Origin of the sequence: Klebsiella sp. MPUS7 (assembly GCF_009905335.1) — a bacterium.
In the GTDB taxonomy this organism is placed as follows: domain Bacteria; phylum Pseudomonadota; class Gammaproteobacteria; order Enterobacterales; family Enterobacteriaceae; genus Klebsiella; species Klebsiella grimontii.
This window is the reverse complement of the sequence record NZ_CP047604.1, coordinates 852,311-864,947: the sequence shown is the minus strand read 5'-3', so window position 1 is coordinate 864,947 and position 12,637 is coordinate 852,311. Positions and strand designations below refer to the sequence as shown.

Genomic DNA, 12,637 nt, shown 5'->3' with positions numbered 1-12,637 from the left:
AACGCCGCTTCATGCGGCAGGGCCAGACTTTGCCTGAAATCAGCCACTACCGGAATAAAAAGAGGCCTTATGCGTTATTACCTTTCTCCCTCGCTCATGTGCATGGACATGATGAAAGTGACCGAACAGCTGCGCTTTTTAAATAGCAAAGCCGACAGGCTCCACGTCGACGTGATGGACGGGCGCTACGTTAAAAATCTGGCGCTATCGGCCAGCTTTGTCGCGCAGATTCGTCCCTACACATCGCTTCCCATCGATGTCCACCTGATGGTCGAAGAGCCCGCCTCGTTTATCCCGGCGCTAATAGAAGCCGGCGCTGACGCTATTTCACTGCATCCGGAAACCATCTGCCGCGAAGCCTTCCGGCTCATCAATATGCTTCGCCAGGCGGGGAAAGCGGTGGGCATGGTGCTCAATCCCGCCACGCCGGTTGAGAGCATCCAGCACTATCTGCATCTGCTCGATAAGGTCACGGTGATGACCGTCGATCCAGGCTATGCCGGTCAGCCTTTTATTCCCGAAATGCTCGCCAAAATCGCGCAGCTTCATCAGCTAAAAGAGACCCGCGACCTCCACTTCTTGCTGGAAGTCGACGGCTCATGCAACCGCACCACCTACCGTGAGCTGCTGGGCGCCGGAGCGCAGGTATTGGTGATGGGCAGCAGCGGCTTATTCCGCCCGGATATGCCGCTTGAGCAGGCCTGGGAAAAAATGTCCCGCGATCTGTCCGCCGCGCTGCACTCCCCCGAGCGCGTATAAAGGAGCGAATGATGTCAGGAAAAGTCTGCGTTTTTGGTTCATTCAATTTCGACATGGTGGCCAGGGTGGAGCGCTTTCCGGTACCGGGCGAGTCGTTAGTGGCCTGCGGGAGTATGACCAGCGCCGGCGGAAAAGGGGCGAACCAGGCCACCGCTGCGCTAAAAGCGGGAGCGAATGTCCACTACATCGGCAAGATTGGCAATGATACCTTCGGCCATTTTGCCCGCCGCCATCTGAAAGGCGTGGGGTTTAACGCCGTGACGCTGCTGGTCGCCGAAGATATCCCCACCGGCAATGCGCTGATTTATGTGGCCGGCAACGATGCTGAAAACATGATCGCCGTCGATCCCGGCGCGAATATGACGGTGAGCGATGATGAAATCGCCGGCTGCGTCCCCGCTATCGGCTGCGCGGATGTGGTTCTGGTTCAGTTGGAGAACAATCTTTCCGCGATTGAACGGGTCGTTGACGCCGCTAAAGCAGCCGGGGCCTTCGTGGTGCTCAATCCCGCCCCCTGGCAGCCCGTTGATAACGCATTTCTGAGTAAAGTGGATTTGCTTACCCCGAACGCGACGGAGGCCGGGTTAATGACCGGGTGTCAGGTCGATAGTCTCGCGGCCGCGGCCGAGGCCGCCGATGCGCTGCATGCCCAGGGCGCGCGCAACGTCATTATCACCCTTGGCGCAAAGGGCGCCCTGCTGAGCGAGCAGGGCGTGAAATCCCCTATCCCGTGCTTCCCTTCTCATCCCCGCGATACCACCGGCGCGGGCGATGCCTTCAACGGCGCGCTGGCGGCGCGGCTGGCCTGCGGCGAACCGCTGCATACCGCGGCCCGATTTGCGGCGGCCTATGCCGCCGTCAGCGTCGAAAAGCAGGGCGCGTCATCCTTACCTGACTACGAAGAGGCACGAGAACGGCTTTTGCGTGCCGCCTCTGATTATGAAATGGCATAAACCCTACTGTATAAAAACCATTAAGAGGATAGCTCAATGAGTACGCTAATAACGGATAAGGTCGATAAAGCGGCGGTCCACAATGAAAAACTGGATACCAGCGCGTATTTACCGCACACCCCCTGGCTGCAATTTTTACTGGTCTGTTGCCTGTTTGCGCTATGGGGCATGGCGGGCAACCTGAATGATATTTTGATCGCCCAGTTTAAAAAGGGCTTCGATTTAACGGATACCCAGACGGCGCTGGTGCAGTCGATTTTTTTCCTCGGCTACTTTTTTGTCGCCCTGCCTGCGGCGGCGCTGATTAAGCGTTATTCCTATAAAGCGGCGATTATTATTGGGCTGTGCCTGTACGCCCTCGGCTGTTTCCTGTTCGTTCCGGCCGCGCAGATCATGACCTACGGCGCGTTCCTCGCCTGCCTGGGGGTGATCGCGTGCGGACTCTCTTTTCTGGAAACGTCGGCAAACACCTACTCAAGCCTGCTGGGCCCGATTCAATCCTCCACCCAGCGCATTAACTTTTCGCAGATCTTCAACTCGCTGGGGGTGATTTCCGGCGTGCTGATTGGCCAGGTGATGGTCTTTGGCGAGAACGATCCGAGCCATGAACAGCTGCTGGCGATGCCCGCCGCCGCCGCGGACGCCGCGCGCCATCAAATGGTCGGCCAGGTGGTCGGGCCCTATCTGATTATCGGCTCCGTGCTGGTGGTGCTGGCGCTGGTGTTCGTGTTTATTAAATTCCCGTCGTGCAAGGGCACGCCGTCACAACAGCAGCAGATCCCGACAGAAAGCATGGGGTCAACGCTGAAACGCCTGTTTGCTATCCCGCGCTTTCGCCTCGGGATCCTGTCGCAGTTTTTGTACGTCGGCGCCCAGGTTGGCGTATGGAGCTTCACGATCCGCTTTGTGCAGCTCGTGCAGCAGGGCACCAGCGAGCACTCCGCGACCTACTGGCTGCTGGCTTCTCTGGTGATTTACGCCATGGGTAAAACCGTCGCCACCTGGCTGATGAACCGCCTCAATCCGGCGCTGCTGCTCGGCACCTTTGCCCTGGCCGCCACCGTCCTTTTATTGATTGCCGTATTCAGCAGTTCAATGCTGGCGGTGTATGCGCTCATTCTGGTCAGCTTCTGTATGGCGCCATGCTGGCCGACCAACTTTGGCCTGGTCATTAAGGGCATGGGGAAAGATACCCAGACCGCAGGCTCGATCGTAGTGATGTCGATTATCGGCGGGGCCGTTATTCCACTGGTGATGGGCATTATCTCGGATATGAACGGCGGCAATATGCAAATCGCCTTTATCGCTCCGCTCCTGTGCTTTGTGTATGTCGCTTTCTACGGTTTCTGGTGCGTGCGTAAGGGGGTATAACATGCGCGAACTTATCAACACGATTGCTCATATTGGCTATCAGGTCAGCGACTTAACGCGTTCGCTTGCCTTCTATGAACCGCTGGGCTTTCAGCGCCAGCAGCGGTTTAGCAAGCCGTCGCCGCAGGGCACTATTGAAGTCGCGTTCCTGGAAATGGCGGGCGCCGTCCTCGAGCTGTATCAGCTTCCCGCAGGAACGCCCTTTGACGCTCCTCGCTGCGGTATCGATCATCTGGCGCTGGAAGTCCGCGACCTGGATGCGGTGCAGCAGCGGCTGGCGGCGCTCGGCTATCCGCTCGATGAAGGGCCGATTGAGGAAGAAAATGTGCGCTTCCTGCTTATTCGCGGCCCCGACGGCGAACGGCTCGAGTTCGATGCCTTTAAACGCTAAGCGGCAGGGCTGATCCCCTTCTCCCTTTTAGACCCGGTTAATACGGGTCTAAAAGCGGGCTTCCTCAGGCTTTACAAAAGCCTGCCTGATTCCAGTATTTCTCCCCCCTACCCGGCCTCTCCTGCCTATTGTGCAATGTTACAAAATTGCTTCCGTTTTGTTGATTTTCTATTGTGAGCCATTCGGCAATTTCCTCTCCTGAATTTCCCCAGACTACTTCCAGTCAATACGCAATATCAGGAGAGACAAATGAGCAGCACCTCCGCCGACTTCCAGAATCTTTACCAGGCCCTGAGCCGCAGCGCCGCCCGCAGCCCGGATGCCCTGGCGCTGGCGTTTGAGGATCGGCGCTATCTGTACCGCGATTTTCACCTGCGGGTACAGCGAGCGATGGCGCAGCTTGACCGCATCTGGTCGCTGCGCAAAGGCGACCGAATCCTGCTGGCCTGGGGGAATCATCCCGCTTTTTGCGAAGTCCTTTTTGCCGCGCTGGGTCTGGGCATCGAAGTGGTGCCTTTCAGCACTAAGCTTAAGCAGGCCGAGAGCGAGGAGCTGGTGGGCCATATCGCCCCGCGGGTCGTGCTGTTCGATGCGACCGTACAGGACTGGCTGAAACACACCCCCAACGCGCGCGCGGTTTCACTCAGCGAATGGCAGGCGCTCTCACTTCCCGAACCGCTGACCTGTTTGCCGACCCCGGTTAACCGCGATGATACGGCGGTGATGATGTTTACCTCCGGTACCACCGGAGAGCCGAAAGGGGCGATTATCACGCACCACAACCTGCTCTGCGCGATTGACGCTTACGCGCAAAAACTGAATCTCACCGCCGCGGATAGCACCATTCTGGCGGTGCCTATCTATCACATCACCGGCCTGTCGGCGCTGCTGGCGCTGTTTATTAGCCTCGGCGCGAGCCTCTGGCTACAGCACCGGTTTAACGCCCCGCAGGTAATCAACACCCTGCGCGAGCAGAACATTACCTTTCTGCACGGCTCGCCAACCATTTTTATCCTGCTGTGCCAGGCTGCGCGCGAGCAGAGCGCCAGCCATCCAGGCGATTTCCCCGCGCTACGCACGATTGCCTGCGGCGCGGGCCACCTGAGCGACGGACTGATCGCTGAGCTAAAAACCCTGTTTCCGCATACGGCGATTCAGCCGATCTACGGTCTCACCGAAACGACCTCGCCCGCCACCATCTTTCCAGGCGATGTCTGGGGCAGCGATAAATGCGGCAGCTCGGGGCAGGCGATCCCCGGCCTCGCCATTGCGATCCGCAACGATCGCCAGCAGCCCCTCCCCGCCGGGCAAATCGGGCATATCTGGCTCAAAGGCGATGTGGTGATCCGCGAATACTGGCAGCACAGCGAACGACGGCCGAGCTGCGATGCGCAGGGCTGGTTTTGTACCGGCGATCTGGGCTATCTCGACGACGAAGGCTGGCTGTACATCAAAGATCGCAGCAAGGACATGATCAATCGCGGCGGAGAGAAGATTTACTCGCTGGAGCTGGAAAACATCCTCTCTACCTATCGGGGCGTACGGGAAGTTGCCGTGATCCCGACCCCCAGCCCGGTCTATGGCGAAGAGCCGGTGGCGTTTATCGTGCCGGACGGTCAGCACCACCTGACCAGCGAAGAGATCCTCGGCTGGCTGAAGGTCAAAATCGCCCGCTTTAAGCTGCCGGCGCGCATTATTTTCACCCGCGTTTTACCGCGTACCCATAACGGAAAAGTGAGCAAGCAGCAGCTCAAAGCGCGCCTCGCGGAATCCATCATCACGCTATCAACGGAGGATAAAAAGTGAGCAGCAAATTTATCGACGCCCATCAAGCGGCGCAGTGGGTCGCCAGCGGCGACACCGTCTGCACCGTCGGGATGACGCTTATCGGCGCGGCGGAGTCCATTTTAAGCGCTATCGAAGCGCGCTTTCTGACCGCGGGCGAACCGCGCGACCTGACGCTGCTGCATGCCGCTGGGCAAAGCGATCGCCAGCGCGGCATCCAGCACTTCGCCCATCCGGGTATGGTGACGCGCCTTATCGGCTCGCACTGGGGCCTGGCGCCGCGCTGGATGGCGATGATCAACAACAACGAAGTGGAAGCCTGGTGTCTGCCGCAGGGGCAGATCGTTCATCTCTATAGCGCGATGGCCGCCGGACTTGCGGGGAGGCTTTCCCCCGTCGGGCTCGGTACCTTTGTCGATCCGCGCATGGAAGGCGGGCGGATGAACGCCCGCACCCGCGAACGGCCCGATCTGATCGAGCACGTGACGTTTCGCGGCGCCGAATATCTGTTTTACCCGGCCATTCCCCTGGACGTGGTCATTGTGCGCGGCACCCATGCTGATGAAGACGGCAACCTCACGACCGATGAAGAGGTGATGAAGCTGGAAGTTCTGCACGCGGTTCTCGCCGCCAGACGCTATGGGGCGAAGGTGCTGGCGCAGGTGAAATATCGCGTGGCGAAAGGCTCGCTGCATCCGAAAAGCGTCACCGTTCCCGGCAACCTGATTGACGCCATTGTGGTGTGCGAAGAGCCGCAGATGGATCACCGCCAGACCTCCAGTTGGGACTTCGATCCGGCGCTGTGCGGCGATATCCAACTGCCCGCCGCGCAGAGCGCGCCGCTGCCGCTCGACCTGCGCAAACTTATCGGGCGGATAGCCTGCCGCTATCTGACGCCCGGCTGCGTCATCAATCTCGGCACCGGCATTCCCAACGACGTTATTGGCGCCATCATTCACGAAGAACGGCTCGGCGAGCAGGTCACCATCACCGTGGAGTCGGGGATCTACGGCGGCCAGCAGGCGGGCGGCGTTGATTTCGGCATCGGTCGTAATCTGAGCGCGATGATAGGCCACCAGGATCAAATGCTCTATTACAACGGCGCGGGAGTCGATATCACCTTTATGGGCGCCGGCGAGATGGACCCGCACGGCCACGTCAACGCTACGCGGCTCGGCGCATCCTGCCCCGGCGCGGGCGGTTTTATCGACATCACCCAGAATGCCCGCCACGTCGTGTTCTGCTCCTCTTTTACCGCCAAAGGGCTGGAGATCGCCTGTGAACAAGGGGCGCTGCATATCCGCCGCGAAGGCGAGGTACGTAAATTCGTCGCCGGGGTTAATCAGATTTCTTATAACGGCGAGCTGGCCCGCGCCAAAGGACAAACCATGCATTACGTCACCGAACGGGCGGTTTTCGAACTACGCCCGGAGGGGCCGGTGCTGACGGAAATCGCCCCCGGTATCGATCTTGAGCGCGACATCCTGGCGCATATGGATTTTCGTCCGACGATCGCCGCGGATCTTCAGGTTATGGACAGCCGCTTGTTCACCCCGCAGCCCTGCGGCCTCGCGGAACATCTGTCCCGGAATTCATCCTCTGACTCACAAGGAAATTAGCTATGAAACTTGCCAGTAAAACCGCCATTGTCACCGGCGCCGCGCGCGGTATCGGCTTTGGCATTGCTCAGGTGCTTGCGCGGGAAGGCGCGCGCGTGATCATCGCCGATCGCGACGCGCACGGCGAAGCCGCCGCCGCGTCCCTGCGCGAATCGGGCGCACAGGCGCTGTTTATCAGCTGCAATATCGGTGAAAAAGCGCAGGTCGAAGCGCTGTTTTCCCAGGCCGAAGAGGCGTTTGGCGCGGTGGATATTGTGGTGAATAACGCCGGAATCAACCGCGACGCCATGCTGCACAAACTCTCCGAAGCGGACTGGGATACGGTGATCGATGTCAATCTGAAGGGCACTTTTCTCTGTATGCAGCAGGCCGCCATCCGTATGCGCGAGCGCGGCGCGGGCCGCATTATCAATATCGCTTCCGCCAGCTGGCTTGGCAACGTCGGACAAACCAACTATTCGGCGTCAAAAGCCGGCGTGGTGGGGATGACCAAAACCGCCTGCCGCGAACTGGCGAAGAAAGGCGTCACGGTCAACGCCATCTGCCCGGGCTTTATCGATACCGATATGACCCGCGGCGTCCCGGAAAACGTCTGGCAAATCATGATCAATAAAATACCCGCGGGTTACGCCGGGGAGGCGAAAGACGTTGGCGAGTGCGTGGCGTTTCTGGCGTCTGACGGCGCGCGCTATATCAACGGTGAAGTGATTAACGTCGGCGGCGGCATGGTGCTGTAAGGAGAAAAACGATGACACAGGCTAATGATATTGTGGTTGTCAGCGGCGTCCGTACCGCTATTGGCACGTTTAACGGCAGTCTTAAGCATACCCACCAGCATGACCTCGGGGCGGCGGTTATTCGCGAAGCGGTCAACCGCGCCGGACTTGCGCCGCAGGATATCGACGAAACGATCGTCGGCAACGTCGGGCAAATCGCCGAAAGCGGTTTTATCGCCCGCATCTGCCAACTGCGGGCGGGGATCCCGCAGGAGAGCACCGCGTATTCGGTTAACCGCCAGTGCGGATCCGGGCTCCAGGCCCTCGCGGACGGCATGATGCAGCTGCAAAGCGGCCAGGCCGAGGTGGTCGTCGCCTGCGGAACGGAAAATATGACCCAGCTCCCCTACTACCTGCGTAAAGCGCGCGATGGCTATCGCATGGGCCACGGCGAGCTGGAAGATGGGCTGATCTCTATTCTCACCTGGCCGGAAGGGCCTTATCACAACGGCATCACGGCGGAAAACGTTGCGCAACGTTTCGGTATCACCCGCGAAGCGATGGACGATTTCGCCTGGTCGAGCCAGCAGAAGGCGCTGAAGGCGATCGCTGGGGATCGCTTCCGCGAGCAGATTCTGGCTCTTGAGGTGCCGGACGGCAAAAAAGCGACCCGCCTGTTCGCGACCGATGAACACCCGCGCGACACCCCGCGCGAAAAGCTTGCCGCGCTGCGTCCGGCATTTAAAGCCGACGGCGTGGTGACGGCGGCCAACTCCTCCGGCATTAACGACGGCGCGGCCGCGCTGGTGATGATGACCCGCCAGCAGGCGGAAAAGCGCGGCCTCACCCCGCGTATGCGAATTCGCGGCTGGGCGGTTGCCGGCTGCGGCGCGGAGATTATGGGGTTTGGCCCCTCTCCCGCGACCCGACGCCTGATGGACCGTCTCAATATGGATGTTCACGCCATCGATTTAATTGAACTCAATGAGGCCTTCGCCGCCCAGGCGCTGGCGGTGATGAACGATCTGCGTCTCGATCCGGCCCGCGTTAACGTCAACGGCGGCGCGATCGCCCTCGGCCACCCGGTGGGTGCCAGCGGTGCGATCCTGCCGGTCAAACTGATGTATGAAATGGCGCGCAGCGGCGCGCGCACCGGTCTGGTCACCATGTGCATCGGCGGCGGCCAGGGGATTTCTATGCTGTTCGAGCGCGAAGGCGCTTAGGAAAAGACGGCCCGAAGTGGGGCTTCGGGCCGGGCGTCGTTCGGGTCAGCACCCGGCGACAACCTGTGAGCTGACGAACGGGATCGACGCGATCCCGGCAAGGCTTCTGACCACGAATACGGGGAAATAATAACCATGTCCGCAATAAATGAAAAGGCGGTAAACGGGACGCAGCTACAGCGCACCCATAAAAAGATCTACCGCCATTTGATGCCGCTACTTATCGTGGCGTACATCATTAGCTTTATTGATCGTACCAATATTGGCATGGCGAAAGCGACCATGTCGGTGGATATCGGCCTTTCCGCAACCGCATTCGGCCTCGGGGCCGGGTTGTTTTTTCTCACCTACGCGGTGCTGGAGATCCCCAGCAACCTGTTTTTAACCCGGATTGGCGCGCGGCGCTGGATCGCCCGCATCATGATCACCTGGGGGATCATCTCCTGCGGTATGGCGTTCGTCACCGGGCCTACGTCCTTTTACGTGATGCGCCTTTTGCTCGGCGCCGCCGAAGCGGGGCTGTATCCGGGCATTATTTACTACCTGACCCTCTGGTTTGGCCGTGAAGAGCGCGCTAAAGCCACCGGCCTGTTCCTGCTGGGGGTCTGCCTGGCCAATATTATCGGCGCGCCGCTGGGCGGATTGTTATTAAGCCTTGATGGAATGTCCGGCTGGCACGGCTGGCAGTGGATGTTCTTTATCGAAGGGCTGCCCGCGATAGCGCTGGCGTTCGTCGTCTGGCGCAGGCTGCCGGATAAACCCGCCGACGCCCGCTGGCTGGACAGCCACGACGTACAGGCAATCACTGCGGTGCTGGAGAAAGAAGCCGAGGAGACGCGCCATACGCCAAGCCGCTTTTCCCTGAAAACCGCGCTCACCACCCGCGTATTTTTGTTGCTGGTGCTGATTTACTTTACCCACCAGTTCTCGGTTTACGGCCTGAGTTATTTCCTGCCGGGGATCATCGGAAGCTGGGGCCAGCTTACCCCGCTGCAGATCGGTCTGCTGACCGCCATCCCATGGATCGCCGCCGCCGCTGGCGGGATCCTGCTGCCGCGTTTCGCCCGGACGGAACAGCGTTCGCGCAGCATGCTGATGGCCGGGTATCTGGTCATGGCGACCGGCATGGCGATTGGCGCGATTGCCGGCCACGGCGTGGCGTTGCTTGGCTTCTCGCTGGCCGCCTTCATGTTCTTCGCCATGCAATCCATCATCTTTAACTGGCTCCCCTCGATCATGAGCGGACATATGCTGGCGGGCAGCTTCGGACTGCTTAACTGCCTCGGATTGTGCGGCGGCTTTCTCGGGCCGTTTATCCTCGGCGCGTTTGAGGACCGCACCGGCGCGGCGACGTCCGGCTTATGGTTCGCCGTCGCGCTACTGATTGTCGGCGCGCTGGCATCTCTGTTGATTAAAAGTTCGTCATCCTCTACCCCCGCCTCGGCAAAACAGGCCCGCGGCGAAAACGCTTAATCAGGAGCGCCTTATGCGTATCGAAGTGTTACTGGATTTAAAAACTCGCCTCGGCGAGAGCCCTGTATGGGATATCGAGCAGCAACGTCTTTGGTGGGTAGATAGCCTCGACGGGCGCCTGTTCGCCTGTAACGCGCAGGGCGGCGCGATTAAGAGCTGGGACGTGCGGCAGAAAATTGGCTCTTTCGCCCTGCGCCAGAACGGCGAAGGCGCGGTGGTAGCGCTACAGAATGGCGTTCATCTGCTCGACTTCGCCAGCGGCGGGCTGACGCTGCTGCACCATCCGGAAGCGGACCGGCCCTTTAACCGGCTCAACGACGGTAAAGTCGATCGTCAGGGACGCTTTCTGTTCGGGTCGATGGATATGCGCGAAGAGGAGCCAAGCGGCGCGCTATATCGCCTGGACGCCGATCTGTCACTGCACGTGCTGAAGAAAAATATCATCGTCTCTAACGCCCCCTGCTGGAGCCCCTCCGGCGAAACGTTCTACTTTGCCGATACCTGGACGGGCGAAATCTGTGCCTGGGACTACAACACCGCGACCGGCGATCTCTCTGGCGAACGTGTCTTTTGCCACGTCGATCGCAGCGAAGGCGGCGCGGCGGATGGCGCCACCGTGGACAGCGAAGGCTATCTGTGGAACGCGCTGGTCTATGCGGGCAAGCTGGTGCGCTACACGCCGGAGGGCGAGGTCGATCGCATCATTGAGATGCCGGTGAAAAAAGTCACCAGCGTGATGTTCGGCGGCGAAAACCTCGACGTGCTGTACGTCACCTCAATGGCGCAGCCGCCGCTACCGCGCTTCCCGGAAGATAATCAGCTACGCGGCAGCCTGTTCGCCATTTACGACCTGGGCGTCACCGGCGTAGCGGAACGGCGCTTTGCCGGTTAAACGAATATCCGGCTCGCCGCGATAACAATAATACCCGGCGAACCCACTCTGACCCTGATACCTGGCGGCGCGCGCCATGCTGTCGCGACGCCGCGGAGTAAACACGACTATGACAACAATCAATCAAACACCTGCCGGCGAACAAGGCGCAAAAAAGCGGCTGATACATCGTTTCTCCTGGGTTTCGCTGCTGGTTTGCTGGCTAATCTGGGTGCTTAACGCCTACGACCGCGAGATGATCCTGCGCCTTGGACCGGTCATCTCTAAGGAGTTCTCGCTCTCGCCGGAACAGTGGGGCAACGTCGTCGCGCTGATTATGGTTGCCCTGGCGGTGCTGGATATCCCCGGCTCCATCTGGAGCGATCGCTACGGTTCAGGCTGGAAGCGGGCGCGCTTTCAGGTACCGCTGGTGCTGGGCTATACCGCCCTCTCTTTTATTTCCGGGATTAAAGCGATCAGCCACGGGCTGACGGCGTTTGTGCTGCTGCGCGTTGGCGTCAACCTCGGGGCCGGCTGGGGCGAGCCCGTCGGCGTCAGCAACACCGCGGAGTGGTGGCCGAAAGAGAAGCGCGGCTTCGCGCTGGGGGTGCATCATACCGGCTATCCGATTGGCGCGCTGCTGAGCGGCGTGGTGGCAAGTCTGGTGCTTTCCGCATTTGGCGAAGGCAGCTGGCGCTACTGCTTCCTGCTGGCGCTGATCGTCGCCATCCCGCTGATGATTTTCTGGGCGAAATATTCCACCGCCGATCGCATCAACACGCTTTATCAGCATATCGATAGCCAGGGGATGACGCGCCCGGCGACCCAGGAAAGCAGCCATGTTGCCAAAGGCGAAGGGATGAAGACCTTTTTACGTACCCTGCGCAACCGCAATATTTCGCTAACGGCGGGCAATACCCTGCTGACGCAAATTGTCTATATGGGCATTAACGTTGTGCTGCCGCCGTATCTTTATCACGTCTCCGGCCTGTCGCTGGCGGCATCCGCCGGGCTAAGTATTATCTTCACGCTGACCGGTACTCTGGGCCAGATAATCTGGCCCTGGCTATCCGATAGCTTTGGTCGTAAACGTACTCTGATCGTCTGCGGTCTGTGGATGAGTATCGGCATTGCGCTGTTCTATTTCGCCACCAATATGCCGCGTCTTATCGCCATTCAGCTCTTTTTTGGCCTGGTGGCCAACGCCGTGTGGCCTATCTACTACGCAATGGCCTCGGATTCCGCCGAAGAACGCGCCACCTCTACCGCCAACGGAATTATCACCACGGCGATGTTTATCGGCGGCGGCCTTTCGCCATTGCTTATGGGCTGGCTCATCCAGTTCGGTGGGGGATGGGAAAATCCGGCGGGTTATATCTACGCCTTCTTTACCATGGCGGGATGCGCGCTGCTGGGGATGTTGTTGCAGCTGATGACCACCGATAAAACGCCGCGCAAAGCGCATTAACGCAGGAG

At 59.7% G+C, this 12,637-nt stretch carries 11 protein-coding genes; all 11 read left to right on the top strand.

What is annotated here, in order from left to right; all coding sequences use genetic code 11:
* The first annotated feature begins 69 nt into the window (after positions 1–69).
* Complete coding sequence (gene alsE, locus GUC22_RS04175) at positions 70–759, top strand: D-allulose 6-phosphate 3-epimerase (protein WP_049090254.1); 690 nt, start codon at positions 70–72, stop codon at positions 757–759.
* A gap of 11 nt (positions 760–770) precedes the next feature.
* A complete protein-coding gene (locus GUC22_RS04170) occupies positions 771–1,712 on the top strand; it encodes a ribokinase (RefSeq protein ID WP_024358588.1) in 942 nt (313 codons plus the stop codon).
* Between the two features lie 36 nt (positions 1,713–1,748).
* Positions 1,749–3,083, top strand: coding sequence for an L-fucose:H+ symporter permease (gene fucP / locus GUC22_RS04165; RefSeq protein ID WP_160183351.1), 1,335 nt, complete (start codon positions 1,749–1,751; stop codon positions 3,081–3,083).
* Position 3,084: 1 nt separating this feature from the next.
* Positions 3,085–3,474 carry a VOC family protein gene (locus GUC22_RS04160; protein WP_004134469.1) on the top strand — a complete coding sequence of 130 codons (390 nt, stop codon included), beginning with the start codon at positions 3,085–3,087 and terminating at the stop codon, positions 3,472–3,474.
* Positions 3,475–3,723: 249 nt separating this feature from the next.
* On the top strand, positions 3,724–5,280 hold the full coding sequence (locus tag GUC22_RS04155; RefSeq protein WP_155553116.1) for a class I adenylate-forming enzyme family protein: 1,557 nt from the start codon (positions 3,724–3,726) through the stop codon (positions 5,278–5,280).
* Complete coding sequence (locus GUC22_RS04150; protein WP_004134467.1) at positions 5,277–6,878, top strand: acetyl-CoA--acetoacetyl-CoA transferase subunit alpha/beta; 1,602 nt, start codon at positions 5,277–5,279, stop codon at positions 6,876–6,878. Before GUC22_RS04155 ends, GUC22_RS04150 begins: the two co-directional genes overlap by 4 nt.
* A gap of 2 nt (positions 6,879–6,880) precedes the next feature.
* Positions 6,881–7,615 carry a 3-oxoacyl-ACP reductase FabG gene (gene fabG / locus GUC22_RS04145; protein WP_049090252.1) on the top strand — a complete coding sequence of 245 codons (735 nt, stop codon included), beginning with the start codon at positions 6,881–6,883 and terminating at the stop codon, positions 7,613–7,615.
* A gap of 11 nt (positions 7,616–7,626) precedes the next feature.
* Positions 7,627–8,817: a thiolase family protein gene (locus GUC22_RS04140; RefSeq protein WP_116944179.1), complete on the top strand. Its 1,191-nt coding sequence runs from the start codon at positions 7,627–7,629 to the stop codon at positions 8,815–8,817.
* A 135-nt stretch (positions 8,818–8,952) separates the two neighbouring features.
* Positions 8,953–10,290: an MFS transporter gene (locus GUC22_RS04135; RefSeq protein WP_004134464.1), complete on the top strand. Its 1,338-nt coding sequence runs from the start codon at positions 8,953–8,955 to the stop codon at positions 10,288–10,290.
* A gap of 13 nt (positions 10,291–10,303) precedes the next feature.
* The gene (locus GUC22_RS04130; RefSeq protein WP_024358593.1) at positions 10,304–11,182 is read left to right on the top strand and encodes an SMP-30/gluconolactonase/LRE family protein; all 879 of its coding nucleotides are present in this window, start codon (positions 10,304–10,306) and stop codon (positions 11,180–11,182) included.
* 76 nt (positions 11,183–11,258) lie between these two features.
* Positions 11,259–12,629 (top strand): MFS transporter, encoded by a 1,371-nt coding sequence (locus tag GUC22_RS04125; protein WP_024358594.1) that lies wholly within the window; start codon positions 11,259–11,261, stop codon positions 12,627–12,629.
* Positions 12,630–12,637: the final 8 nt, after the last annotated feature.